25 protein-coding genes are annotated in these 25,910 nt (G+C 61.2%); 19 read left to right on the plus strand and 6 right to left on the minus strand.

Annotation, left to right across the window (positions count from 1 at the left end; all coding sequences use genetic code 11):
• Positions 1–13: 13 nt before the first annotated feature.
• The 9 genes from AACY45_RS00135 (at position 14) to AACY45_RS00180 (ending at position 10,618) form a co-directional block, all read left to right on the plus strand.
• Positions 14–745, plus strand: a complete 732-nt coding sequence (locus AACY45_RS00135; protein ID WP_339543585.1) for a response regulator transcription factor — start codon at positions 14–16, stop codon at positions 743–745.
• Positions 735–2,204 (plus strand): ATP-binding protein, encoded by a 1,470-nt coding sequence (locus tag AACY45_RS00140; protein WP_339543586.1) that lies wholly within the window; start codon positions 735–737, stop codon positions 2,202–2,204. The genes AACY45_RS00135 and AACY45_RS00140 overlap by 11 nt, the downstream gene beginning before the upstream one ends.
• A 180-nt stretch (positions 2,205–2,384) precedes the next feature.
• Entirely contained in the window at positions 2,385–3,611 is a 1,227-nt protein-coding gene (locus AACY45_RS00145) for a D-mannose isomerase (RefSeq protein WP_339543587.1), read from the plus strand.
• 116 nt (positions 3,612–3,727) lie between these two features.
• Positions 3,728–5,020 carry an ABC transporter substrate-binding protein gene (locus tag AACY45_RS00150; RefSeq protein WP_339543588.1) on the plus strand — a complete coding sequence of 431 codons (1,293 nt, stop codon included), beginning with the start codon at positions 3,728–3,730 and terminating at the stop codon, positions 5,018–5,020.
• A gap of 159 nt (positions 5,021–5,179) precedes the next feature.
• The gene (locus tag AACY45_RS00155; protein ID WP_095169822.1) at positions 5,180–6,088 is read left to right on the plus strand and encodes a carbohydrate ABC transporter permease; all 909 of its coding nucleotides are present in this window, start codon (positions 5,180–5,182) and stop codon (positions 6,086–6,088) included.
• Positions 6,081–6,926, plus strand: coding sequence for a carbohydrate ABC transporter permease (locus AACY45_RS00160; RefSeq protein WP_339543589.1), 846 nt, complete (start codon positions 6,081–6,083; stop codon positions 6,924–6,926). The genes AACY45_RS00155 and AACY45_RS00160 overlap by 8 nt, the downstream gene beginning before the upstream one ends.
• 3 nt (positions 6,927–6,929) lie before the next feature.
• Positions 6,930–8,090: an ABC transporter ATP-binding protein gene (locus AACY45_RS00165; RefSeq protein WP_339543590.1), complete on the plus strand. Its 1,161-nt coding sequence runs from the start codon at positions 6,930–6,932 to the stop codon at positions 8,088–8,090.
• Between the two features lie 205 nt (positions 8,091–8,295).
• On the plus strand, positions 8,296–9,648 hold the full coding sequence (locus tag AACY45_RS00175) for a carbohydrate porin (protein ID WP_339543591.1): 1,353 nt from the start codon (positions 8,296–8,298) through the stop codon (positions 9,646–9,648).
• Between the two features lie 115 nt (positions 9,649–9,763).
• The gene (locus tag AACY45_RS00180) at positions 9,764–10,618 is read left to right on the plus strand and encodes a D-hexose-6-phosphate mutarotase (protein WP_339543592.1); all 855 of its coding nucleotides are present in this window, start codon (positions 9,764–9,766) and stop codon (positions 10,616–10,618) included.
• Between the two features lie 62 nt (positions 10,619–10,680).
• Here AACY45_RS00180 and AACY45_RS00185 read toward each other — a convergent pair whose 3' ends face one another.
• Complete coding sequence (locus AACY45_RS00185) at positions 10,681–11,541, minus strand: MurR/RpiR family transcriptional regulator (RefSeq protein ID WP_174244630.1); 861 nt, start codon at positions 11,539–11,541, stop codon at positions 10,681–10,683.
• 227 nt (positions 11,542–11,768) lie between these two features.
• Here AACY45_RS00185 and zwf point away from each other — a divergent pair, with 227 nt between their 5' ends.
• The 4 genes from zwf to AACY45_RS00205 all read left to right on the plus strand — a co-directional run bounded on the left by zwf (position 11,769) and on the right by AACY45_RS00205 (position 15,692).
• Entirely contained in the window at positions 11,769–13,238 is a 1,470-nt protein-coding gene (zwf, locus tag AACY45_RS00190) for a glucose-6-phosphate dehydrogenase (protein WP_339543593.1), read from the plus strand.
• The gene (pgl, locus tag AACY45_RS00195) at positions 13,225–13,938 is read left to right on the plus strand and encodes a 6-phosphogluconolactonase (RefSeq protein WP_339543594.1); all 714 of its coding nucleotides are present in this window, start codon (positions 13,225–13,227) and stop codon (positions 13,936–13,938) included. Before zwf ends, pgl begins: the two co-directional genes overlap by 14 nt.
• 17 nt (positions 13,939–13,955) lie before the next feature.
• Positions 13,956–14,621 carry a bifunctional 4-hydroxy-2-oxoglutarate aldolase/2-dehydro-3-deoxy-phosphogluconate aldolase gene (locus tag AACY45_RS00200; RefSeq protein WP_339543595.1) on the plus strand — a complete coding sequence of 222 codons (666 nt, stop codon included), beginning with the start codon at positions 13,956–13,958 and terminating at the stop codon, positions 14,619–14,621.
• A gap of 345 nt (positions 14,622–14,966) precedes the next feature.
• On the plus strand, positions 14,967–15,692 hold the full coding sequence (locus tag AACY45_RS00205) for an intradiol ring-cleavage dioxygenase (RefSeq protein ID WP_339543596.1): 726 nt from the start codon (positions 14,967–14,969) through the stop codon (positions 15,690–15,692).
• 21 nt (positions 15,693–15,713) lie between these two features.
• Here the strand turns inward: AACY45_RS00205 and AACY45_RS00210 are convergent, their stop codons facing one another.
• Positions 15,714–16,895, minus strand: a complete 1,182-nt coding sequence (locus AACY45_RS00210) for an aminotransferase class V-fold PLP-dependent enzyme (RefSeq protein ID WP_339543597.1) — start codon at positions 16,893–16,895, stop codon at positions 15,714–15,716.
• A 26-nt stretch (positions 16,896–16,921) separates the two neighbouring features.
• Positions 16,922–17,158: a DUF3820 family protein gene (locus AACY45_RS00215; protein ID WP_027619874.1), complete on the minus strand. Its 237-nt coding sequence runs from the start codon at positions 17,156–17,158 to the stop codon at positions 16,922–16,924.
• Positions 17,159–17,360: 202 nt separating this feature from the next.
• Between AACY45_RS00215 and AACY45_RS00220 the strand changes: the two genes are divergently transcribed.
• The gene (locus AACY45_RS00220) at positions 17,361–17,828 is read left to right on the plus strand and encodes a ferritin-like domain-containing protein (RefSeq protein WP_339543598.1); all 468 of its coding nucleotides are present in this window, start codon (positions 17,361–17,363) and stop codon (positions 17,826–17,828) included.
• A gap of 230 nt (positions 17,829–18,058) precedes the next feature.
• Here the strand turns inward: AACY45_RS00220 and AACY45_RS00225 are convergent, their stop codons facing one another.
• Together AACY45_RS00225 and AACY45_RS00230 are read right to left on the minus strand one after the other, a co-directional pair.
• Positions 18,059–18,529 (minus strand): MaoC family dehydratase, encoded by a 471-nt coding sequence (locus AACY45_RS00225; RefSeq protein WP_093425453.1) that lies wholly within the window; start codon positions 18,527–18,529, stop codon positions 18,059–18,061.
• Positions 18,530–18,571: 42 nt separating this feature from the next.
• Positions 18,572–19,516: an alpha/beta hydrolase gene (locus AACY45_RS00230; RefSeq protein WP_339543599.1), complete on the minus strand. Its 945-nt coding sequence runs from the start codon at positions 19,514–19,516 to the stop codon at positions 18,572–18,574.
• Between the two features lie 197 nt (positions 19,517–19,713).
• Between AACY45_RS00230 and fadD2 the strand changes: the two genes are divergently transcribed.
• Positions 19,714–21,402 carry a long-chain-fatty-acid--CoA ligase FadD2 gene (fadD2, locus tag AACY45_RS00235; protein ID WP_339543600.1) on the plus strand — a complete coding sequence of 563 codons (1,689 nt, stop codon included), beginning with the start codon at positions 19,714–19,716 and terminating at the stop codon, positions 21,400–21,402.
• 330 nt (positions 21,403–21,732) lie between these two features.
• Positions 21,733–23,433 carry a long-chain-fatty-acid--CoA ligase FadD1 gene (fadD1, locus tag AACY45_RS00240; RefSeq protein WP_339543601.1) on the plus strand — a complete coding sequence of 567 codons (1,701 nt, stop codon included), beginning with the start codon at positions 21,733–21,735 and terminating at the stop codon, positions 23,431–23,433.
• Between the two features lie 45 nt (positions 23,434–23,478).
• Here the strand turns inward: fadD1 and AACY45_RS00245 are convergent, their stop codons facing one another.
• Positions 23,479–23,856 carry a hypothetical protein gene (locus AACY45_RS00245; protein WP_339543602.1) on the minus strand — a complete coding sequence of 126 codons (378 nt, stop codon included), beginning with the start codon at positions 23,854–23,856 and terminating at the stop codon, positions 23,479–23,481.
• Between the two features lie 199 nt (positions 23,857–24,055).
• On the opposite strand from AACY45_RS00245, the gene AACY45_RS00250 reads away from it, so the two are divergent.
• The 3 genes from AACY45_RS00250 to def all read left to right on the plus strand — a co-directional run bounded on the left by AACY45_RS00250 (position 24,056) and on the right by def (position 25,908).
• The gene (locus AACY45_RS00250) at positions 24,056–24,247 is read left to right on the plus strand and encodes a CsbD family protein (protein WP_339543603.1); all 192 of its coding nucleotides are present in this window, start codon (positions 24,056–24,058) and stop codon (positions 24,245–24,247) included.
• 168 nt (positions 24,248–24,415) lie between these two features.
• Positions 24,416–25,366, plus strand: a complete 951-nt coding sequence (locus AACY45_RS00255; protein WP_339543604.1) for a YihY/virulence factor BrkB family protein — start codon at positions 24,416–24,418, stop codon at positions 25,364–25,366.
• A gap of 2 nt (positions 25,367–25,368) precedes the next feature.
• A complete protein-coding gene (gene def, locus AACY45_RS00260; RefSeq protein WP_339543605.1) occupies positions 25,369–25,908 on the plus strand; it encodes a peptide deformylase in 540 nt (179 codons plus the stop codon).
• The last annotated feature ends 2 nt before the right edge of the window (positions 25,909–25,910 follow it).

Genomic DNA, 25,910 nt, shown 5'->3' on the forward strand with positions numbered 1-25,910 from the left:
AAGGAAGCCGCCCGTGAGCTCAGTCAACAAGTCGATTTTGTTGGTCGATGACGATCAGGAAATACGCGAGTTGCTGGACACTTACCTCAGTCGCGCCGGCTTTCAGGTGCGTACCACGCCCGATGGTGCGGGGTTTCGCCAGGCGCTGAACGATGCGCCCTGCGACCTGGTGATCCTCGACGTGATGCTGCCGGACGAAGACGGCTTCAGCCTGTGTCGCTGGGTTCGCCAGCACCCGCGCCAGGCCCATGTGCCGATCATCATGCTCACCGCCAGTTCCGACGAGGCCGACCGGGTCATTGGCCTGGAGCTGGGCGCCGACGACTACCTGGGCAAACCCTTCAGCCCCCGTGAACTGCAGGCGCGGATCAAGGCCCTGCTGCGCCGGGCCCAGTTCGGCCAGGAGCGTTCGGGCGGCGAAGTGCTGGCGTTCGACGAGTGGCGGCTGGACATGGTCAGCCACCGTCTGTTTCACACCGACGGCGAGGAGGTGATTCTCTCCGGCGCCGATTTTGCCCTGCTGAAACTGTTCCTCGATCACCCCCAGGCCATCCTCGACCGCGACACCATCGGCAACGCCACCCGGGGCCGCGACTTGATGCCCCTGGACCGGATTGTCGACATGGCGGTCAGCCGCTTGCGCCAGCGCCTGCGCGACACCGAAAAACCACCACGGCTGATCCGCACCGTGCGCGGCAGCGGTTATCAACTGGCGGCCAGCGTGGTCGCCAGCAATGGCCTCTGAGTTCTTCGCCCGGTTGCTGCGCAAGGTCCCGGTGCCGCGCTCGCTGCTGGGGCGGATGCTCCTGCTGACCTTGCTGGCGGTGCTGTTCGCCCAGGCCCTGTCGAGCGTGATCTGGGTCTCGCAGTTGCGCGCCACCCAGCTCGAAGGGCTGGTGACCGCCGCCCGCAGCCTGGCCCATTCGATGAACGCCAGCGTCAGTTACTTCCGCTCCTTGCCGGTGGCTTATCGGCCGCTGGTGCTGGACCAATTGCGCAGCATGGGCGGCACCCGGTTTGTGGTGACCCTCAACGACAAACCCCTGGACATGCAGCTGCTGCCCGCCACCCCGCGCAAGCAGGCGGTGCTGGCCGCGGTGGACGAGGTGCTGCGCACGTCGCTGGGGGCCGACACCGATATTTCCGTGCAGTTTGTCAGCCCCGATGATCTGCGGATCTTCAATGGCGGCTTGAAGCTCGATGAATTGCCGCGCTCCTGGGCGCACTACGCGCTGACGCTGGAGCCGGTCAACCCGCCGGTGCTGGTGACCCAGATCCAGCTGGCCAAGGGCGAATGGCTGTACATCGCCTCCCTGTTGCCCGAGCCCTACACCAGCCTGGAAGAGCAGGGCCTGCCGTCGCAGCAGGTGTGGTTCATCGTGCTCACCAGCGGCTTCCTGTTGCTGTTCATCGGCCTGCTGGTGCATTGGCAAAGCCGGCCGCTCAAGCGCCTGGCGCGGGCGGCGCGGGACATGTCCCTGGGCGCCGACGTGCAACCGGTGGCCGAGGGCGGCGGCAGTGAAGTGGTCGAAGTGGGTCGTGCATTCAACGCCATGCGTGAGCGCATCAGCCGCTACCTGACCGAGCGTAGCCAACTGTTCAGCGCCATTTCCCACGACTTGCGCACACCGATCACGCGGCTGCGGCTGCGGGTCGAGTTGCTGGACGACGAGCAGTTGCAGGCCAAGTTCGGCCGCGACCTGGACGAGCTGGAATTGCTGGTCAAGGGCGCGCTGCAATGCGTCAAGGACACCGACATTCACGAGAACATCGAGCCAGTGGACCTCAATCACGTGCTCGAATGCCTGGTGGAACCTTACCTGGCGCCCCACGGCAACGGCCGCGTGACCCAGCAGGGGCGGGCACTGGCAACCTATCCGGGCAAACCCCTGGCGCTCAAGCGCTGCATCGGCAACCTGATCGACAACGCCCTGAAGTACGGACAGACCGCTCACCTGCACATCGATGACGATGACAGCGCGTTTATCCTGCACGTCGACGACGAAGGCCCGGGGGTGCCGCAGCAGCGCCTGGAACAGGTGTTCGAGCCGCACTTTCGCCTGGCCGGGCAGCAGCAGGGGTATGGCCTGGGATTGGGGATCGCGCGCAACATTGCCCATAGCCATGGCGGCGAAGTGAGTTTGCAGAATTTGCGCGAGGGCGGGTTGCGGGTGACGTTGCAGTTGCCGCGCAGTGTGGATTAATCAGGGACCGCGTTATCGTTGATCGCGGGCAAGCCCGCTCCCACAGGGGGTAGCGGTGAGCCTGTGTGCAAGGGTGCTCAATGTCACAGCCTGGTGACATAACTCGGCGCCTTCGTTACCTGGCCGTCACGACCTGTTGTTTAGACTGCGGGCAGTCATAACAACAAAAAAAGGTCCACCATGCACTCACCTGCCCACCAACAATGGCTGGCCGCCGAGGGCTTGCGCCTGTTGGCGTTTGCCAAGACCTCCAGGCTGCCCACAGGTTTCGGCAATCTCGACGAGCGCGGCCACCTGCCGGCGGATGCGCAAGCCGAAACCATGAACACCGCGCGCATGACCCATAGCTTCGCCCTGGCCCATATCCAGGGCTTGCCAGGGTTTGCCGAGTGGGTGGATCACGGTATCCAGGCCCTCAGTGGGCCGCTGCGTGATGCCGAACACGGCGGCTGGTTCGCCACGCCCGACCCGTGCGATGGCAATACCGACAAAGCCGCTTACCTGCACGCCTTCGTGGCTTTGGCCGCGAGTTCCGCGCGGGTCGCTCAGCGCCCAGGTGCCCAAGCCTTGCTTGACGATGCGATCCAGGTCATCGACCGCCATTTCTGGTGCGAGGAGGAGGGCGCGCTGCGCGAGTCGTTCAATCGCGACTGGAGCGTCGAGGAAGCCTATCGCGGTGCCAACAGCAACATGCACGCCACCGAGGCCTTTCTCGCCCTGGCCGACGTTACCCAGGACAACCGCTGGTTGAACCGTGCCTTGCGCATTGCCGAACGGCTGATCCACGGTCACGGCGCCGCCAATCAGTACCTGGTGGTCGAGCATTTCGACCGCCAGTGGCAGCCGCTGCACGGGTACAACCAGGCCAACCCGGCCGACGGTTTCCGCCCCTTTGGCACCACCCCCGGCCACGGATTTGAATGGGCGCGTCTGCTGCTGCACCTGGAGGCGGCGCGGGTCCAGGCTGGCATGCTCACCCCCGGTTGGCTGCTGCGCGATGCGCAGCAACTGTTCACCAATAACTGCCAGCACGCCTGGCACGTCGATGGTGCGCCGGGCATGGTCTACACCCTCGACTGGGACCAACGCCCGGTGGTGCGCCAGCGTTTGCACTGGGTGCATTGCGAAGCAAGCGCGGCGGCCAGCGCCTTGCTCCAGCGCACCGGCGAGGCTCAATACGAAACCTGGTATCGGCGGCTCTGGGCGTACAGCGAGCAGTACCTGATCGACCTCGTCCACGGCAGTTGGCACCACGAACTGGACGCCGACAACCGCCCGAGTGCGCAGATCTGGGGTGGCAAGCCCGACCTCTATCACGCTTGGCAGGCGGTGCTGATTCCGCGCCTGCCGTTGGCCCCGAGCATGGCCACGGCATTGGCGCAGGGCTCTGGCGCGCGGGTTATGTAACCATGCGGTGACATTTCGCCGTCGCTTCGTTACCTGCGGCAGATCCCAGCCTGTTTAAACTCGTTTGCAGCGCAAGCACCAGACTTGCATGCATAACAACAAGAAAGGTATTTCAGATGAATGCGATTTCTCGCCTCGCCACCGTCATTTCCCTCGCCTCTATGTTTCCCCTCAGCGCCCTGGCCGCCGACCCCAAAGGTTCCGTGGAGGTTGTGCACTGGTGGACCTCGGGTGGCGAAAAAGCAGCGGTCGACGTACTCAAGGCCCAGGTTGAAACAGACGGCTTTACCTGGAAGGACGGTGCGGTGGCAGGCGGCGGTGGCGCAACGGCCATGACCGTCCTCAAGAGCCGCGCCGTGGCCGGCAACCCGCCGGGCGTGGCCCAGATCAAGGGCCCGGACATCCAGGAGTGGGGCAGCACCGGCCTGCTCAGCACCGACGCACTGACCGACGTCGCCAAGGCGGAAAACTGGGACGGCCTGCTGTCGAAAAAAGTCTCTGACACCGTCAAGTACGAAGGTGATTACGTCGCGGTGCCGGTGAACATCCACCGGGTCAACTGGCTGTGGATCAACCCTGAAGTGTTCAAGAAAGCCGGGATCGACAAGGCCCCGACCACCCTCGACGAATTCTACGTCGCTGCCGACAAACTCAAGGCGGCCGGCTTCATTGCCCTGGCCCACGGCGGCCAGCCATGGCAGGACAGCACCGTGTTCGAAGACGTGGTGCTGTCGGTCATGGGCGCCGAAGGCTACAAGAAAGCCCTGGTCGACCTGGACCAGCAAACCCTCTCCGGTCCCGAGATGGTCAAGTCCTTCACGGTGCTGAAAAAGCTCATCGGCTACATGGACCCCAACCGCGCGGGCCGTGACTGGAACATCGCTGCCGCCGACGTGATCAACGGCAAGGCCGGCATGCAGATGATGGGCGACTGGGCCAAGAGCGAGTGGACCGCGGCGAACAAAGTCGCCGGCAAGGATTACCAGTGCGTGCCGTTCCCGGGCACACAAAACGCCTTTACCTACAACATCGACTCCCTGGCGGTGTTCAAGCTCAAAGCCGATCGCAAGGGTGACATCGCCGCGCAGCAGGACCTGGCCAAGGTCGCGCTGGGCAAGGACTTCCAGAAGGTCTTCAGCATCAACAAAGGCTCGATCCCGGTGCGCACCGACATGCTCAACGACATGAGCGCGCTGGGCTTCGATACCTGTGCCCAGGCCTCGGCCAAGGACTTCCTGGCGGACGACAAGTCCGGCGGCCTGCAACCGAGCATGGCCCACAACATGGCCACATCGCTGGCGGTGCAAGGGGCGATCTTCGACGTCGTCACCAACTTCATGAACGACAAGGACGCCGACCCGGCCAAGGCCAGCGCCCAGTTGGCCTCCGCGGTCAAAGCCGCGCAGTAATCCCTGACGCTGAGTAACCCTGTGGGAGCGGGCTTGCCCGCGATGGCTGACTGACATTCAACAGCCGTGTCGACTGTTGCATCGCTATCGCGGGCAAGCCCGCTCCCACAAGGGGTCTCCTCGACTCTGACTCTTACTCCTTTCACTTGGATAATCCCGATGAGCTCTGTGGCGGTTTTCAGCAAAGCCTCACCGTTCGATGCATTGCAGCGCTGGCTGCCCAAACTGGTTTTGGCGCCCAGCATGCTGATCGTTCTGGTCGGCTTCTACGGTTACATCATCTGGACATTCGTTCTGTCCTTCACCAACTCCAGCTTCATGCCGAGCTACAAGTGGGTCGGCCTGCAGCAGTACACCCGCCTGCTGGACAACGACCGCTGGTGGGTGGCGAGCAAGAACCTGGCGCTGTTCGGTGGCCTGTTCATCGGCATCAGCCTGGTGCTGGGGGTGTTCCTCGCGGTGCTGCTGGACCAGCGCATTCGCAAGGAAGGCTTTATCCGCACCATCTACCTGTACCCGATGGCGCTCTCGATGATTGTCACCGGTACCGCCTGGAAGTGGTTGCTCAACCCGGGCCTGGGCCTGGACAAGATGCTGCGCGACTGGGGCTGGGAAGGCTTTCGCCTGGACTGGCTGGTGGATCAGGATCGCGTGGTGTACTGCCTGGTGATCGCCGCCGTGTGGCAAGCCTCCGGCTTTGTCATGGCGATGTTCCTGGCCGGTCTGCGAGGGGTCGACCAGTCGATCATCCGCGCCGCCCAGGTCGACGGTGCGAGCCTGCCGACCATCTACCTGAAGATCGTCCTGCCGAGCCTGCGCCCGGTGTTTTTCAGCGCCTTCATGATCCTCGCGCACATCGCGATCAAGAGCTTCGACCTGGTCGCGGCCATGACCGCAGGTGGTCCGGGGTACTCCTCCGACCTGCCGGCGATGTTCATGTACTCCTTCACTTTCAGCCGTGGCCAGATGGGCATCGGTTCCGCCAGCGCAATGATGATGCTCGGCGCGATCCTGGCGATCCTGGTGCCGTACCTGTACTCCGAACTGCGGGGCAAACGCCATGAATAACTCGCTTGCCACCCCGCGCCTGAGCGTCAGCCGGATCGCCATCTACGCGACCCTGCTGCTGGCCGCTGCGGTGTACCTCATCCCGTTGGTGGTGATGCTGTTGACCAGCTTCAAGACGCCGGAAGACATCCGTACCGGCAACCTGCTGAGCTGGCCACAAGTGATCGACGGCATCGGCTGGCTCAAGGCCTGGGACAGCGTGGGAGGGTACTTCTGGAACTCGGTGAAGATCACCGTGCCGGCGGTACTGATCTCGACCTTTATCGGCGCGATGAACGGCTACGTGCTGTCGATGTGGCGCTTCCGCGGCTCGCAGCTGTTCTTCGGCCTGCTGCTGTTCGGCTGCTTCCTGCCGTTCCAGACCGTGCTGCTGCCGGCCTCGTTCACCATCGGCAAGCTCGGCCTGGCCAACACCACCACCGGGCTGGTGCTGGTGCACATCGTCTACGGGCTGGCGTTCACCACGCTGTTCTTCCGTAACTACTACGTGAGCATTCCCGATGCCCTGGTCAAGGCGGCACGCCTGGACGGCGCGGGCTTCTTCACGATTTTCTGGAAGATCCTGCTGCCGATGTCGATCCCGATCGTGATGGTCTGCCTGATCTGGCAGTTCACCCAGATCTGGAATGACTTCCTGTTTGGCGTGGTCTTCGCCAGCGGCGACGCGCAACCGATCACCGTGGCCTTGAACAACCTGGTCAACACCAGCACCGGGGCCAAGGAATACAACGTTGATATGGCGGCGGCGATGATCGCCGGGTTGCCGACACTGCTGGTCTACATATTCGCTGGCAAGTATTTCCTGCGTGGGCTGACGTCCGGCGCGGTCAAGGGGTAGAACATGGCAACTCTCGAATTACGCAACGTCAACAAGACCTATGGCGCCGGCTTGCCGGACACCCTGAAAAACATCGAGCTGAAGATCAACGACGGTGAGTTCCTGATCCTGGTCGGCCCGTCCGGGTGCGGTAAATCGACCTTGATGAACTGCATTGCCGGCCTTGAGAACATCAGTGGTGGGGCGATCCTGGTGGACGACGCCGACATCAGCGGCATGAGCCCCAAGGATCGCGACATCGCCATGGTGTTCCAGTCCTACGCGCTGTACCCGACCATGAGCGTGCGCGACAACATCGCCTTCGGCCTGAAGATCCGCAAAATGCCGACGGCTGAAATCGATGAAGAAGTGGCGCGGGTGTCCAAGCTGCTGCAGATCGAACACCTGCTGGGGCGCAAGCCGGGTCAGCTTTCCGGCGGCCAGCAACAGCGTGTGGCGATGGGCCGGGCGCTGGCGCGGCGGCCGAAGATTTATCTGTTCGACGAGCCACTGTCCAACCTCGATGCCAAGCTGCGGGTCGAGATGCGTACCGAAATGAAGCTGATGCACCAGCGCCTGAAAACCACCACGGTCTACGTCACCCACGACCAGATCGAAGCCATGACCCTGGGGGACAAGGTGGCGGTGATGAAGGACGGGATCATCCAGCAGTTCGGCACGCCGAAGCAGATCTACAACGACCCGGCCAACCTGTTCGTCGCCAGCTTCATTGGTTCGCCGCCGATGAACTTCATCCCCCTGCGCCTGCAGCGCAAGGACGGCCGCCTGCTGGCCCTGCTGGACAGTGGCCAGGCGCGCGTCGAGCTGCCATTGAGCATGCAGGACGCGGGTCTCGAGGATCGCGAAGTGATCCTCGGCATGCGCCCTGAGCAAATCATCCTGGCCAATGGCGACGCGAGCGGTTTGCCGACCATTCGTGCCGAAGTCCAGGTTACCGAACCGACCGGTCCCGACACCCTGGTCTTCGTCAACCTCAACGACACCAAGGTTTGCTGCCGCCTGGCACCGGACGTGGCGCCAGCAGTGGGCGAGACGCTGACCCTGCAATTCGATCCGGCGAAGGTGCTGCTGTTCGATGCGAAAACGGGTGAGCGACTGGGGGTCGCTGGCGTAGCGAAAATCGAATCACATGCTGCCAATGTCGCGCAATTCAAAGGCCGGTGAACAACCAATATGTAGGAGCGAGCCTGCTCGCGATGGACGTGAACGATGACACTGGAAACCTGACACCCCACGGTGTTCTCAGGTTTCTCGCGAGCAAGCTCGCTCCTCCAGGGGGGAATCCGCGATGCGCGGCCTGTCGCGCATCGCAACTGATGTAACCGCGTTAAAGAAGAAAAGTTAATAACAATAAAACGAGGAAGTAGGGATGAAGATGAAGAACAAGGCCCGGTTAATCTGCCAAGTATCGGCAGCGGCAGCGGCAGCACTGGTTCTGGCCGGTAATGCGATGGCCGCTGAAGCGTTCAGCGCTGACTCCAAGTGGATGACCGGCGATTGGGGTGGCGAGCGTACCCGGCTGATCGAGCAAGGCATCGACATCAAAGCCGACTACGTGGGTGAAGTCGGTGGCAACCTCAACGGTGGCTACAACGACAACAAGACCGCGCGCTATGCCGACCAGTTTGGCCTGGGCGTGGCGCTGGACCTGCAAAAACTCTGGGGCTGGGACAACACCCAGGCCAAGATCCAGTTGACCAACCGCAACGGCGAAAACATCTCCAACGACCGTATCGGCGACCCGCGCGCGGGCACCTTGAGTTCTTCCCAGGAAGTCTACGGTCGCGGCCATATGGTGCGTCTGACCCAACTGTGGATCCAGCACCAATTCCTCGACAACACGCTTGATGTCAAGGCCGGCTACTTCGGTGAGGGCGAGGACTTCAATACCTTCCCGTGTGAGTTCCAGAACCTGGCGTTCTGCGGTTCCCAGGTGGGTAACTGGGCCACCAACATCTGGTACAACTGGCCGGTCAGCCAGGCGGCGATCCGCGTCAAATACAACATCACGCCAGAGCTCTTCGCGCAGATCGGTGCCTACAACCAGAACCCGTCGCAACTGGAGCACGGCAACGGCTTCAAGCTCAGCGGCAGCGGCACCCAGGGCACCGTGTTGCCGGTCGAGCTGGTCTGGTCACCGAAGGTCAACAACCTGCCCGGCGAGTACCGTGTCGGTTACTACAAGAGCACGGCCGCCGCCAATGACGTTCGCGAGGACGACAACGGCCTGGACGCCGCCACCAGCGGCGACAGCTACCGCGAGCACAGCAGCAAGCACGGTTACTGGTTCGTCGCCCAGCAGCAACTGACCAGCCACAACGGCGACGCTTCCCGTGGTTTGAACATTGCGGCCAACGCCACCTTCCACGACAAGGACACCAACGTCGTCGACAACTACCAGTCGCTGATGTTCGTGTACAAGGGCCCGTTCGATGCACGGCCAAAAGATGACGTCGGCATCGGCTTCGCCCGTATCCACGTCAACGAAGACGTGAAGAAAAACGCCGAGCTGGTCAACGCGGCCAATGGGGTCAGCAACTACGCCGATCCGCTGTTCTCGCCACTGCGCAGTACCGAGTACAACTACGAGATCAACTACGGCTTCCACGTGACCAACTGGTTGACGGTGCGTCCTAACCTGCAATACGTCACTCACCCGGGCGGTGTCGATGAAGTCGACAACGCGCTGGTGGCCGGCTTGAAAATTCAGTCGGTGTTCTAACGCGGTTGCGATAAGCTCTTCTCCATGTGCGCATTTTTGCGGACAGCCCAGGCTGTCCGCTTTTTTTTGGGGTGGCGCGCCCTCTGGTTACCGCTGATTTTCAGGACCGTGGCACATGCAAGAGCATCCGCTACAACGTTTCTTCAAATCCTTGCGCGAACGTCCGGTGTTTGCGTGGGAGCGCTATCAGAAGCGCGATGTGTTGGTGATCGATCATCCGCTGTGCCAGGCGGTGTTCAGTCGCCAGGGCGCGCAGTTGCTGCATTTCCAACCCGCGGGGCAGAAGCCCTGGTTGTGGTGTGCGGCGAAGTGGCCACAGGTCGGCGCCATTCGTGGTGGCGTACCGGTGTGCTGGCCGTGGTATGGCCGCCATCCGAGCGAAAACGCCTGGCCGTCCCATGGCTGGGCGCGGTTGATCGACTGGAAGCTGATCGACAGCAGCAGCGATGTCGACGGCGTGCGCCTGCACTGGCAGTTGCAGCTGTGTGACTGGCAAGTGGACCTGCACGCGCACTTGGGCGAACGCATGGAATTGCGCCTGAGCACCGAGCACCAGGACAGCCTGCCATGCCAACTGAGTCATGCGTTGCACGCTTACTGGCGTATTGGTGACATTGGTGAGGTAGCGCTGTCCGGACTCGAGGGCGCCCAGGGGTATGACCAGCTCAAGCGGGAAAATTGCCAGCAGAAAGGCGAGTTGCGGGTCGAGGGTGGCTGTCAGCGGGTGTTCCAGCACGAGGGCGAACTGCAGCTCAAGGACCACGCCTGGCAGCGCCAGTTGTGCATCGACACCGGTGCCAGTGCTGATACGGTGGTCTGGCATCCCGGGTCACGGCCGTTGCTGGGGGTGAGTTGGAACGAGATTTCCGAGTTTGTCTGTGTCGAAGCCGCCAGTGGCGGTACCGACAGCCTGCGCCTGGCGCCGGGGGAGCGGGCGCATTTGAGTCTGCAGGCGCGGGTTGGGGTTTAGCGTGAAGCGGTGGTGCTCCGTCTGCTCGCGATGAGGCCAGGGCGAGCAATGAAGAGGTTGGATCAGTTGAACTCGTCGCCCACCGGATAGCGGCTGGCATTCAAGCTCTCTTTGATCTTGCGCAAATGCGGCTGGAAATCGACACCGCGGCGCAGGGTCATGCCGGTGGCGAGGACGTCGAGCACCGTCAGTTGAATGATCCGCGAAGTCATCGGCATGTAGATGTCGGTGTCTTCCGGCAACGGGATGTTCAGGCTCAGGGTGCTGGCCTTGGCCAGTGGCGAGCCCTCGGCGGTCAGGCCGAGGACCGAAGCGCCATTTTCCCGAGCGATGCGCGCCACTTCCACCAGCTCACGGGTGCGCCCGGTGTAGGAAATGATCACGAACAACTCGCCGGTATGGGCCACCGAGGCAATCATCCGCTGCATCAGCACGTCGGCATGAGCGGTGACGGCCAGGTTGAAGCGGAAGAATTTGTGCTGGGCGTCCAGGGCCACCGGGGCGGAAGCGCCGAGGCCGAAGAAGTGGATCTGCCGGGCCTGGATCAACAGGTCGACGGCGCGGCTGATCAGGTTCGGGTCCAGTGCCTGGCAGGCGCTGTCGAGGGAGGCGATGGCGCTGCCGAAGATTTTCTGGGTGTAGGCTTCGGGATTGTCATCGGCCTCCACCGCGCGGCTGACGTAGGCGGCGCCGCTGGCCAGGCTTTGCGCCAGCTGCAGCTTGAGCTCCGGATAGCCGCTGACCCCGAATGAACGGCAGAAACGGTTGACCGTCGGCTCACTGACCGAGGCGGCCTGGGCGAGGGCGGCGATGCTGAAGCGAGTGGCCTGCTGTGGGTTGAGCAGGATCACTTCGGCGACCTTGCGCTCGGCCTTGTTCAGGTCGGCAAGGCGATTCTGGATCTGTTCCAGTAAGTTCCGCACGCGGTCCATATGAATTTCCTTGGTTCAGCTCTGCAAAGAGGGGCTTGGCTATGCCAATTGGGACTTTGATCGGGCCCATGACGGTGGCCTATCCTACTGATGGCCCCGACTGACCACCACTCGGAATCTGAATTTTGAAAAAATGTTGTGGTTATTACTACATTTTTCCTTGAGCGATGCCTTGAAAAAAGGTATTTGTAGCTTAACTTGATAAAAGAACAAACATCATGCCTTCGATTACGGTTGAACCTTGCACCTTTGCCTTGTTCGGCGCCCTTGGCGATCTGGCCTTGCGCAAGCTGTTTCCTGCCTTGTATCAACTCGATGGAGCGTGCCTCCTGCACGAGGACACGCGCATTATCGCACTGGCCCGTGAAGCTGGCACGGAGCAGGAGCACCTGGCCTTCATCGCCCGGGAACTGCGGCGCTATGTCGAGGCCAAGGAGCTTGACGAAGCCGTGGTCGAGCGCTTCCTGGCACGCCTGACATACCTGCACGTCGACTTCCTCAAGGCTGCCGACTATGTCGCCCTGGCCGAATTGGCGGGCACCGCGCAACGCATGATTGCCTACTTCGCCACACCGGCGGCGGTGTACGGCGCGATCTGCGAGAACCTGGCGCAGGTGGGCCTGACGGAAAACACCCGGGTGGTGCTGGAAAAGCCCATCGGCTCGGACCTGGAGTCCTCGCGCAAGGTCAACGATGCCGTGGCGCGGTACTTCCCGGAAAACCGTACCTATCGCATCGACCACTACCTGGGCAAAGAGACGGTCCAGAACCTGATTGCCCTGCGTTTCGCCAACAGCCTGTTCGAAACCCAGTGGAACCAGAACTACATTTCCCACGTGGAAATCACGGTCGCCGAGAAGGTCGGGATCGAAGGCCGCTGGGGCTACTTCGACAAGGCCGGCCAACTGCGCGACATGATCCAGAATCACTTGTTGCAGTTGCTGTGCCTGATCGCCATGGACCCGCCGGCCGACCTGTCCGCCGACAGCATTCGTGACGAGAAGGTCAAGGTGCTCAAGGCCCTGGCGCCGATCAGCCCGGAAGGCCTGACCACCCAGGTGGTGCGCGGCCAGTACATCGCCGGCTACAGCGCTGGCAAGCCGGTGCCGGGCTACCTGGAAGAAGAGAATTCCAACACCCAGAGCGATACCGAAACCTTCGTTGCACTGCGGGCCGACATCCGTAACTGGCGCTGGGCCGGCGTGCCGTTCTACCTGCGCACCGGCAAGCGCATGCCAGACAAGCTGTCGCAGATCGTCATTCACTTCAAGGAACCGTCGCACTACATCTTCGCCCCCGAGCAGCGCTTGCAGATCAGCAACAAGCTGATCATCCGCCTGCAGCCGGACGAAGGTATCTCCTTGCGCGTGATGACCAAGGAACAAGGCCTGGACAAGGGCATGCAGCTACGCAGCGGACCGCTGCAGCTGAACTTTTCCGATACCTATCGCAGTGCGCGGATTCCCGATGCCTACGAGCGGTTGTTGCTGGAAGTGATGCGCGGCAATCAGAACCTGTTTGTCCGTAAAGATGAAATCGAAGCCGCGTGGAAGTGGTGCGACCAGTTGATCGCCGGATGGAAGAAATCCGGTGATGCCCCCAAGCCGTACGCGGCGGGGTCCTGGGGGCCGATGAGCTCCATTGCACTGATCACGCGGGACGGGAGGTCGTGGTATGGCGATATCTAATCTGAAACTGCCCCAGGGCGTCAGCGCCCACGCATTCAAAAGCCCAGTGTTGCTGGCCGAGAGCCTGGCGCTGGCGGTGGCCCGGGAACTGGGCGACGCGATCGACGCGCGGGGCACGGCGACCCTGGTGGTGTCCGGTGGGCGCAGTCCAGTGGCGTTTTTCCAGCATCTGGCCAAGCAGAAGCTGGATTGGGCCAACGTCGTCGTCAGCCTGGCTGACGAGCGCTGGGTGCCGGTCGAACACGCCGACAGCAATGCTGGCCTGCTCAAGCGATATCTGCTGCAGGGGCCGGCCGCCAAGGCGCAGTTCCTCAGCCTGTACAGCGCCAGTGCCAACCTTGAGCAAGCCGCCGAACAGGCTGATCGCCTGCTCGCCGAGCTGCCAAAGATTGACGTGCTGGTGCTGGGCATGGGTGATGACGGGCATACCGCTTCGTTGTTCCCCGACAGCCCGAACCTGGCCGAGGCCCTGCAGGTCGACGGCACGCGCCGTTGCTGGCCGATGCTGGCGCCGACTGTCCCCCGTCAGCGCCTGACCATGAGTCGTGCGTTGCTGGCGTCGGCACAGGTCACGCTTCTTTCGATTTCCGGTCAGTCCAAGCTGGCCACCCTGAGTGACGCGCTGGCGGGTGACGATGTCGCCGCAATGCCGATTCGTGCCTTTCTGCAACCCACGTTAGAGATTTACTGGTGCCCATGAGCCAAGGATCAGCCGCTATGAAGAACCCATCCCCGACCGTTTCCATGGCGGACAAAGTTACCCTGATCGACAGCCTCTGTGCCAAGGCGCGGATCCTGCCGGTGATTACCATTGCCCGCGAACAGGACATCCTGCCGCTGGCTGACGCCCTGGCGGCCGGTGGCCTGACGGCCCTGGAAGTGACCTTGCGTTCGCAGTTCGGCCTCAAGGCGATCCAGATCCTGCGTGAGCAGCGCCCGGAGCTGGTCACCGGTGCCGGTACGGTGCTCGATCGCACCACGCTGGCTGCCGCTGAAGCTGCCGGTTCGCAGTTTATCGTCACCCCGGGGATTACCCGTGACCTGCTGGAAGCCAGCGTGGCCAGCTCGATTCCGTTGTTGCCGGGGATCAGCAATGCCTCGGGCATCATGGAGGGGTATGCCTTGGGTTATCGGCGCTTCAAGTTGTTCCCGGCCGAGGTCAGCGGCGGCGTCGCGGCCATCAAGGCCCTGGGCGGTCCGTTCGGTGAAGTGAAGTTCTGCCCGACGGGCGGGGTTGGTCCGGGCAATATCAAGAGCTACATGGCGTTGAAGAACGTGATGTGCGTGGGGGGAAGCTGGATGCTGGATCCGGAGTGGATCAAGAACGGCGACTGGGCGCGTATTCAGGAATGTACCGCTGAGGCGTTGGCTCTGCTGGATTGATGTTTTTTTGCAGGATCGTTGTCGTTGTGTTCTACGGCTTTTGGCGCACTTGGTCGGTGCGCCTTTTTTTTGCGCTTTTTTCGGGGGGGGCTGATCCGTTGGTGTGGTAACGGCTATTTATGGTTTCAAAAGGCTTTGCCCCAGCGTTCGGCCCCTCGCGACGGTGTCTGCCGATGGCGGCCTCCGCCACACCCTATGTTTCGGCAATACCCCCGCCCCCTGCAGCAGCTGCCGAGCCCGCGAGGCTGCGTTCGAGGACGCAGTCCTCGCCCCCAATACATAATTACCCCCTTCATAACCGCCTCGCTGCCTACTCTTGAACGAACATTTTTCGGAGTGCATACCATGGAAGGCAACGCATCAATCCCCGGGCTCGACCCGGTTCTGGTCCTGGCCCCAGAGCAGATGGCCGGGCCCTATTTCAGGAATCCCCGACTTATTCGCCGCAACATCAGCGAAGGTGCCAGCGGTACGCCCTTGTTGCTCAAGCTGACGTTGGTCGATGTCGACAGCGGTGCGCCCCTGCCAGATGTCCTGGTGGACATCTGGCATTGCAATGCGCGGGGCGCCTATTCGGGGTGGAGCAAGATCAATCCGGACCTGGAGGTTGACGTCGGCGATATCGGTTCGGTGCCGCGTACCGACGATGACACCTACCTGCGTGGCGGGCAGTTCAGCAATTCGCAAGGGGTGGTGCGGTTTACCACCATCTATCCAGGCTTTTACGCCGGGCGCAGCGTGCATATTCACGTGGCCGTGCGGATCGTTGCGGGCGGTAATTATCTGGAGGCGCGGCATGTGGCCTGGGTCGGCCAGCTGTACTTTCCCGAGGTCACCACGCGTTCGGTGCTCGCCGCCAAGGACTACAGCGGGCGCAGTATTGCGCCGCTGCGCAACGATCAGGACGAGCTGTACCGGCAGATGCACGGCGAGGCGTCGCAGTTGGATATTCGTCCCATTGGCCGTGACAGCTGGGAGGATGGGTTCTTCGCGCAATTGACCATTGGCATCGACAAGCGCGCGATGTCAGCCCAGATCAAACCCGGGGACTTTGATATTTACACTGTCTGACGGTCTCCCTTCATTGTCGCCTTAGCTCAAGTCGATCAACGCCTGTGCCAGCAGGCGCATGTCCCGTGCGGTGCTGGTCAGGCCCGGGGTGATGCGGATGCACGGGCCGCAGGTCGAGCCGCTGCGGGCCACGGTGAACAGGTTGTACTCCTTGAGCAGGCGCTCGACCATCGATTGCTGATCCGCCTCGTGGGTAAAACGCACGGAGGTGATTGCGCAGTACAGGCGCGGGTCATCCGGGGTCATGACTTCAATCCCCGGTACCTTGCGCACGGCACTGACCCACAGGTTGCGCAGGTAGTTGAGGCGCGCGCCTTTGGCCGCTGCACCGCCTATGGCCCGGTGCTCTTCGAACACCAGGGGCAGGGTCAACAGGGCGGGAATGTTCGGGGTGCTGTAGGGCGTGCGGCAGCGGATGTCGCTCGGGGGGAAATGAAACTCGCCCATGTCCGGATCGATCGCCGCCAGGCGCTGCGGCGCGATGTAGATGAACCCCAGGGTCAACGGGCCACCGATCCATTTGTGCAGGTTGTAGCCGGCAAACTCGATGCCCAGCTCATCCAGGTCGAACTCGATCTGGCCGAGGGCGTGGGCGCCGTCGAGGATCACGTCGATCCCGTGTTCGCGGGCGGCACTGGCAATGGCCTGGACCGGCATCACCAGGCCGGTGCGGTGGGTGACGTGGGTCAGGGCCATCAGCTTGAGGCGCGGGTACTGCTCGAATGCCGCGCGATAGCTCGCCAGCAGGGTCTCGAAACTGGCCGGATGGACATGCTCGATTTCAATCACTTCCACACCACGATGGCAGGCCAGCCAGCGCATCGCACTTTTTACCGTGTCGTATTCCAGGTCGCAGAGCAGCACCTGGTCGCCCGGCTGCAGGCCGTTGTAGTTGCGAATCAGCGATTGCAGGCCATCAGACGCGCAGCGGGTGAAGGCAACCGCCTCGGCGGGCACCTGCAGCAAGTCGGCGAGGTGCTCACGGAGGGTCACGCTCTCGAACTGCTCGAAGCGCTGGCGCACATGCACCGAGTTGCTGCGGTTGATCAGTTCGATGTTGCGCTGGTATTCGTCGATCACCGTGCGCGACATGCGGCCGAAATAGCCGTTTTCCAGGTTGATGGGGCCAGGCTGGACATCGTAGCGATCAGCGTAGGTTTGCCAGAAAGCTTCATCACGGGCGCGTAGGGTGTTATCGGGCATGGGGCGGCTCGGGCAGGTTCAGTGGCTCAGTGACGAGGTTTGGGTTTGCCGTGTTTGGCCCGCAAGGGGTCCAACAGGTCGGATAACCCGTTGTGGTCGATTTCCTGCATCAGCGCCAGCAGGCCGCCCAGCTCACCGTGGGGAAAACCCTCGCGGGCGAACCAGTTGAGGTATGGACCGGGCAGGTCGGCAATGATGCGTCCCTTGTATTTGCCGAAGGGCATTTCGCGGGTGACCAGCAGTTCGAGCTTTTCAGGGTTCATCGGTCAACGGTCCTGGTTCAGACACTCTGGAAAATACAGGCATTCTGCATGCAGGCCAATTGACAGATCATGCAAATAGCGTGGATACAGATTGTTTGTAAAATATTAACTTATTGAAAATAAAGGAAATTTATCAATTCAAAAGCTGGCACACGAGCTGCAACTCCTTATGCAACTCTCTCAACCCGCAAGGAATTGAAAAATGACCGACATTAATAAAGAAGCGATTTCAGTCCTCAACGACTTGATCGAGATCAGCAAGGACGGCCAGGAAGGGTTCAAGACCTGCGCCGACGACATCAAGCAGCCTGAACTCAAGGCGCTGTTTGTCAAACGCTCCGCTGACTGCGCCACCGCCGCCGCGGAACTGCAGAGCACCGTGCGTTCGATGGGGGGCGATCCGGAAACCTCCACCAGCGTCAGCGGTGACCTGCACCGTCGCTGGGTCGACCTCAAGTCGCTGGTGACCGGCAAGGATGAAGAGGCGGTACTCAACGAAGCCGAGCGCGGCGAGGATCATGCCCTGAAGGCGTACAGAGAAGCGATCGAGAAAATCAGCAAGCACAACCTGGCAAGCATTCGGGACCTGGTTGAACGTCAGTACCATGGCGTACAACGCAACCACGATCAGGTCAAAGCCCTGCGCAACCAGGCGCGTGCTCGCTCGTAAGCTCGTAGCGTTGTAAAAAACGCCGCAGGTCCAGCAATGGACGGCGGCGTTTTTTTTGGCTCTGCTGCTGCACCTGGGTGTGATGGGGTAGGCGTGAGCTTACGCCTACCGGCAGTACGGTCATGGACAAAAAATCCGCAGGCCTTATCGGCCTGCGGATTTTTCATGGGATCGCGGATGGCCTTCAGGCGGGCACCTATGTGGGTGTCAGGGCCTGGTACGACGGGTCATCAGCCGATGCTGATCGCGGGCAGGGTCGGCAAGGTCACGGTCTGCTGCTTGCGCGGGGCGAGGATTTCCGCTTCGCCATCGACCACCAGTTCGTCGCGCTGGTTGAACACGCGAGTGGCGATGCGTACGCGGAATTTGGGCAGTTTTTCGAGGATTTCCAGGCGTACGGTCAGGGTGTCGCCGATCTTCACCGGCTTCTGGAAGCTCATTTGTTGACCGAGGTAGATGGTGCCCGGCCCAGGTAGCTCGCAGGCGACGGCAGCGCTGATCAGCGCACCGCTGAACATGCCGTGGGCGATGCGCTCCTTGAACATGCTGGCGGCGGCGAATTCAGGGTCCAGGTGCACCGGGTTGTGGTCGCCGGACATCGCCGCGAACAGTTGGATGTCGCGCTCTTCCACGGTCTTGCTGTAGCTGGCGGTCTGGCCGACTTCGAGGGCTTCGTACGGCGTGTTGGTAACCTGGGTCATGGGTCTTGGATCCTGTGGCGAGTTAAGTGAAAAAACCGAAGGTCATTCGGTCCTGGCCGGCCGGCGGTGGCTCAAGGCCCCGGCCAGCCAGGTGAGCAGGTCCGCAGTCACTTCATCGCGGTTGCTCTCATTGAACAGTTCGTGCCGGGCCTGGGGGTAGATCTTCAGTTCCAGGCACTGGCTGCCGGCGCGGCGCAGGGCGTCGGCCAAAGAGGTGAGACGCTTGCCCTCACTCACTGGATCACATTCGCCACCGATCACCAGCAACGGCAGGCCCGGATCGACCTGGGCGAGATTGGACGCTTTGCTGATCTGCTGCAAGCCGCCGAGCATGTCGATCCACAGCTGATTGGTGCAGCGAAAGCCGCAGAGCGGGTCTTGAGTGTACTTGTCGACTTCGTCGGGATCGCGGCTGAGCCAGTCGAAAGCGGTGCGATTGGGCTTGAACGCCTTGTTGAATGAGCCGAACGACAACCACTCCAGCAAGGCACTGCGTCCGGTGGGGCCCTGGCGCCAGCGCTCGAAACGAGCGATCAGGCGCGCTGCGCGGTACAGCGCCACCGGCTGGAAATTCGAACCACTGAGGATTGCGCCATGCAGGCTGGCGCTGTGGTGCAGCAAGTACGCCTGGGCGATGTAGCTGCCCATGCTGTGGCCCAGCAGCACAATGGACACGCCCGGATGCTGTTGGCCGATGTGCTGGTTGAGGCTGGCCAGGTCACCCACCACTTTGCACCAGCCATCCTCGTCGGCGTAATGCCCGAGTACCCCGTGGCTGGCGGTCTGGCCGTGTCCGCGCTGGTCCAGGGCATAGACGCCATACCCCTGGTTACACAATTGTTCGGCCAGGCGGGCATAGCGTGCGCTATGTTCCGCCATCCCATGGGACACCAGGATCACCGCCTTGAGCGCACCTTCAGGCAACCACTGGTTGACGAACAGTTGGCTGTGGTCGTTCGCGGTCAACCAGAATGTATCGTGGATCATGGCGATTCCTTTGCGCAGGGTCGCTGCATTGTATAGCGCAACAACCCGGGGACGGGTAATGCGCACAGCCCTTGGCAGCAAGATTCACGCGGTCAATGACGCAGGTGCTGATATTTGCCTGATTCGCCATAGCTGCTAGTGTCCCAGAAGCTCCGCTCAGGCGGCCCGGATTGGCTCAGGTATAGAGGACAAGAATAATGCAAGCTGATTTCTGGAATGACAAACGCCCGGCCGGCGTACCCATTGATATCGATCTGGGGGCCTACACGTCGGTGATCGAGGTGTTCGAGCGTTCCTGCAAGAAATTCGCTGACCGTCCTGCGTTCAGCAACATGGGCGTGACCCTGACCTATGCCGACCTGGAACGCTATAGCGCGGCGTTCGCCGGTTTCCTGCAAAGCCAGACCGACCTGGTGCCCGGCGATCGCATCGCGGTGCAGATGCCCAACGTCCTGCATTACCCCATTGCCGTGTTTGGCGCTTTGCGCGCCGGCCTGATTGTGGTCAACACCAACCCCTTGTACACCGCGCGCGAGATGCGCCACCAGTTCCAGGACTCCGGTGCCCGGGCGCTGGTGTACCTGAACATGTTCGGGCAGAAAGTCCAGGAGGTGCTGCCCGACACCGAGATCCAGTACCTGATCGAAGCGAAGATGGGGGACCTGATGCCTACCGCCAAGGGTTGGCTGGTCAATACCCTGGTGGACAAGGTCAAGAAGATGGTCCCGGCTTACAGCCTGCCCCAGGCGATCTCCTTCAAAAGTGCCTTGCGCATGGGGCGGGGGCAAAACATCAAGCCGCTCAAGGTCGGTCTCGAGGACGTCGCCGTGCTGCAGTACACCGGCGGCACCACGGGCCTGGCCAAGGGCGCGATGCTGACGCACGGCAACCTGGTCGCCAACATGCAACAGGCCCGTGCCTGCCTGGGCCAGTTCGGCCGCGACGGTCAACCCTTGTTGCGCGAAGGCCAGGAAGTGATGATCGCGCCGCTGCCGCTTTACCACATCTATGCCTTCACGGCGAACTGCATGTGCATGATGGTCACCGGTAACCATAACGTGCTGATTACCAACCCGCGGGACATCGCCGGCTTTATCAAGGAGCTGAAGCATTGGCGCTTCTCGGCCTTGCTGGGACTCAATACCCTGTTCGTCGCGTTGATGGATCACCCGGACTTCAAGACCCTGGATTTCTCCAGCCTGAAGCTGACCAACTCCGGCGGCACGGCGCTGGTCAAGGCCACTGCCGAGCGCTGGGAAACGCTCACCGGCTGCCGGATCACCGAAGGCTACGGCCTGACCGAGACGTCGCCGGTGGCCTGCACCAACCCCTATGGCGACTTGTCGCGCATTGGCACCGTGGGCATGCCGGTACCCGGCACCGCGCTGAAGGTGATCAACGACGAAGGCGTCGAGCAACCCATGGGGGAGCGCGGCGAGTTGTGCATCAAAGGCCCGCAGATCATGAAGGGCTACTGGCAGAAAGCCGAGGACACCGCGCAGGTGCTGGATGCCGAGGGCTGGTTCAAGTCTGGCGACATCGCGGTGATCGATCCGGATGGTTTTGTGCGCATCGTCGACCGCAAGAAAGACATGATCATCGTCTCGGGTTTCAACGTGTACCCCAACGAGATCGAAGACGTGGTCATGGCCCACCCCAACGTTGCCAATTGCGCGGTGATCGGCGTGCCGGACGAGCGTTCCGGTGAAGCGGTGAAGTTGTTCGTGGTGGCCCGTGAAGCCGGGGTCAGCCTGGAAGAGCTCAAGGCCTACTGCAAGGAGAACTTCACCGCCTACAAAGTACCCAAGCACATCGTGCTGCGAGACTCGTTGCCGATGACACCCGTGGGCAAGATCCTGCGTCGGGAGCTGCGCGATATCGCGTAATGAATTGTTAGCGACGCAGCAGCAAAAAGGGGCGCCCGAGTTGGGACGCCCCTTTTTTTGTTCCGTTGTCCGCGCCCGCAGCCTTGTAGTACGGGGTTTTCAATGGGTATAGAATTTTTACTCTAAAAATGACCATTGATTTGTCTTGAGTCATTATCGTGACCGTAGAGCCTTCGTTTGGCTCTAGTAGGCCCTTGGCAAAGCTGCTACTCTCGGCGCGCTTTGTGACTTCTCGGCCTTGAGTAAAAGCCAGATTCACCAAAAAACACACACCAATAATAATCGCATCAAATGCGGTGAAGAATTCGCGTTGCTGAGGAGTGGGCTTCCATGATCGAAGACTTTTGGAAGGATAAGTACCCAGCTGGGATTGCTGCCGACATCAATCCAGACGAGTATCCGAATATTCAGGCAGTGTTGAAGCAATCCTGCCAACGCTTCGCCAACAAGCCGGCATTTAGCAACCTCGGCAAGACACTCACTTATGGTGAGCTGTACGAACTGTCCGGGGCCTTTGCCGCTTATCTGCAACAGCATACCGATTTGCAGCCCGGTGATCGAATCGCCGTACAGTTGCCGAACCTGTTGCAATACCCGATCGCCGTGTTTGGTGCCATCCGCGCCGGTTTGATCGTGGTCAACACCAACCCGCTGTACACCGCGCGGGAAATGGAGCACCAGTTCAATGATTCCGGGGCCAAGGCCCTGGTCTGCCTGGCGAACATGGCGCACCTGGCCGAGGCCGTGGTGCCCAAGACCGGCGTCAAGCATGTGATCGTCACCGAAGTGGCGGACCTGCTGCCACCGCTCAAGCGCCTGTTGATCAACAGCGTGATCAAGTACGTGAAGAAGATGGTCCCGGCGTTCAACCTGCCCAAGGCCATCAAGTTCAATGACGTGCTGAGCAAAGGCCAGGGGCAACCGGTAACCGAGGCCAACCCGGCCAGCAGCGACGTCGCGGTACTGCAGTACACCGGCGGCACCACCGGCGTGGCCAAGGGCGCAATGCTGACCCACCGCAACCTGGTGGCGAACATGCTGCAGTGCAAGGCGCTGATGGGCTCCAACCTGCACGAAGGCTGCGAGATCCTGATTACCCCGCTGCCGCTGTACCACATCTATGCCTTCACCTTTCATTGCATGGCAATGATGCTGATCGGCAACCACAACATCCTGATCAGCAACCCGCGCGACCTGCCGGCAATGGTCAAGGAACTGTCGAAGTGGAAGTTCAGCGGGTTTGTCGGCTTGAACACCTTGTTCGTCGCGCTGTGCAACAACGAAGCCTTCCGCAAGCTGGACTTCTCGGCGCTCAAGGTCACCCTGTCCGGTGGCATGGCCTTGCAACTGGCCGCCGCTGAGCGCTGGAAAGACGTCACCGGTTGCCCGATCTGCGAAGGCTACGGCATGACCGAGACCAGCCCGGTGGCCACGGTCAACCCGATCCAGAACATCCAGATCGGCACCATCGGGATTCCGGTCCCCTCGACTCTGTGCAAGATCATCAATGACGAGGGCGTCGAGCAGCCGCTGGGCCAAATCGGCGAGCTCTGTGTGAAAGGGCCGCAAGTGATGAAGGGCTACTGGCAGCGCCAGGAAGCCACCGATGAAATGCTCGACAGCGAAGGCTGGTTGAAGACCGGTGACATCGCCCTGATCCAGCCGGATGGCTACATGCGCATTGTCGATCGCAAGAAAGACATGATTCTGGTCTCCGGTTTCAACGTCTACCCCAATGAGCTGGAAGACGTGCTGGCCACTCTGCCAGGCGTGCTGCAGTGCGCAGCCATTGGCGTGCCGGACGACAAATCGGGCGAGGCGATCAAGATTTTCATCGTCGCCAAGCCGGGCGTGACCCTGACCAAGGAACAGGTGATGACCCACATGCGCGCCAACGTCACCGGTTACAAGGTGCCCAAGGCGGTCGAGTTCCGCGATGCGCTGCCGACCACCAACGTCGGCAAGATCCTGCGTCGTGAACTGCGGGACGAAGAGCTGAAGAAGCTCGGTTTGAAGAAGATCAGCGCCTGACCCATAAAAAACCCCGCCGATGCGGGGTTTTTTTTGCGCGCAGCGTTACTGCTGGAACGGCGCAAAATTCACATGGGTGCCGGCCGGGCGCATGTCCTGCAGGTACGAGTCTTTGTCGGCGCTCAGCTCCAGGCTCAAGGCTGCCTTGCGCTTGCCTTCGTTGCGCACCACCAGGCCTTCGAGTTTTTCCCGCAGGAACACGGTCGGCACTTTCAGGTGCAGCAACTGGTCGGTGTCCGGGGTGTGCATCAGCAGGTGAATCCACTCGTACTGACCCACGGCCAGACGGGCCACCGGGATATCGAACCACCAGATGTTGCGGTTGCGGTTCAATTCGGTGAAGTGGCAGTTGTTGACGCCAAGCACGGCACCACCCAGTTCCTGGTTTCTGCGGGCAATGGCCTGCTTTTTATCGAGTTTCATAACGTTCCTACGGGATTGGACGTTCAGTGCCAAGGCCTGAATACGTTGCGCATTCTCCCGGCAAAGCCCACAAACATAAAGCCCAACCTGCAACTGGCGATGAAATGTCCCGGTGAAAATAAATGAAACTCCGCAATAGGCCCGCCGGTCAACCTCTACGTAACGACACTGACCTTTGAATGTTCACAGGAGAAAGACCATGAGCAGCACGGGCGATAAAGCGAAAGGTTTGGCCAACGAAGCGGTCGGTAACATCAAGCAGGGTGTCGGTAAAGCCACCGATAATCCAAAACTGCAAACCGAAGGCAAGATCCAGGAAAGGAAAGGTGAAGCCCAGCAAGCGCTCGGCAATGCCAAGGATGCAGTCAAAAAAACAATCGATAAGGCCTGATTGCCGCAAGGCAGGGCGACGGCCATCTGCGGATGGCCGTTTTTTTGTCGACTATGGTTAAGCAACGTGTGGAAATTGTTTCAAGGTCGCCAAACAGGTTACCTTGTTGTAGAAAACGGCCCCTGAGTCGCCCCCGACTACAACCTGATTGCGGCGAAAGGAGACGCTATGATTTTCCCCGATTTGAAAGGCCTGCCCCTGCATCGCGTGATGATGCGCACGGTCACCGAATTCGTCGACGACGAGATGTCGACCTATGCCTCGGCGCTGGCCTATCAGATGCTCTTCTCGCTGTTTCCTTTCATCCTGTTCCTGATCGCCCTGATCGGGTTCCTGCATTTGCCGGACTTCTTCTCCTGGTTGCGCCTGCAATCGGAGCTGGTGTTGCCGCCCCAGGCCCTGGAGCAAGTGAATCCGGTGATTGACCAGTTGCAGCAATCCAAGGGTGGCCTGCTCTCGGTCGGTATCGTCATCGCCCTGTGGACCGCCTCGGCCGGTGTGCGGCTGATGATGAGCGCGATGAACGCCGCCTACGACGTGGTCGAAGGACGGCCGATCTGGAAGCGCTTCCCGCTGTCGATTTTCTACACCGTCGGAATCGCCGGCATGCTGTTGGTGGCGGCGGCCCTGATGGTGCTTGGCCCGCAGGTGATGGAATGGATCGCCTCGCAGATTGGCATGCAGGAATTGATCGTTACGGTCTGGACCATTCTGCGCTGGCCGGTGATCGTGATTCTGCTGATGATCGCCGTGGCCTTGATCTACTACGTGATGCCGGATGTGAAGCAGGAGTTCCGCTTTATCACCCCAGGTTCCGTGCTGGCGGTGGTGGTGTGGATCATTGCGTCCCTGGGCTTTGGTTTCTACGTGAAAACCTTCGCCAACTACAACGCCATGTATGGCAGTATCGGCGCGATCATCGTGCTGTTGCTGTACTTCTACATTTCCGCTGCGGTGCTGTTGCTGGGGGCGGAGATGAATGCGGTGATCGAACACATGTCGAGCGAAGGCAAGGACCCTGGCGAAAAGGTACCGGGCGAGCACGACCACCAACATAAACACCACGTTTCGGGACTGGGACGGGACCACTCGCTCAAGCCGACCACTGACGAAGCCTGACCATGATCCGTGAAATTCTCAAAATGGGCGATCCGCGCCTGCTGCGTATTGCCCCGCCGGTCCCGGCGCAGATGTTCGACAGCCCTGAGCTGTGGCAGTTGATCGACGACATGTTCCAGACCATGGAAAGCGTCGGCGGGGTCGGCCTGGCCGCGCCGCAGATTGGCGTCGACCTGCAACTGGTGATCTTCGGCTTTGAACACAGCGAGCGTTACCCCGACGCGGAAGCCGTGCCTCAGACCATCCTGATCAACCCGCTGATCACGCCGCTGGCGCCAACCCTGGAGGAGGGCTTCGAAGGTTGCCTGTCAGTGCCTGGGATGCGCGGTGCGGTGCAGCGCTACCAGCACATTCGTTATGAGGGCGTCGATCCCAAGGGCGAGCCGATCGTGCGGCTGGCCTCGGGGTTTCATGCCCGCGTGGTGCAACACGAATGTGATCACCTGATCGGTCGACTGTACCCGTCGCGGATCAGCGACTTTGCCAAGTTCGGCTTTACCGAGGTGATGTTCCCCGAACTGGACCCTGCGGCGGGCGATTGATC

It is taken from the genome of Pseudomonas sp. RA_35y_Pfl2_P32, from assembly GCF_963970735.1.
GTDB lineage: Bacteria > Pseudomonadota > Gammaproteobacteria > Pseudomonadales > Pseudomonadaceae > Aquipseudomonas.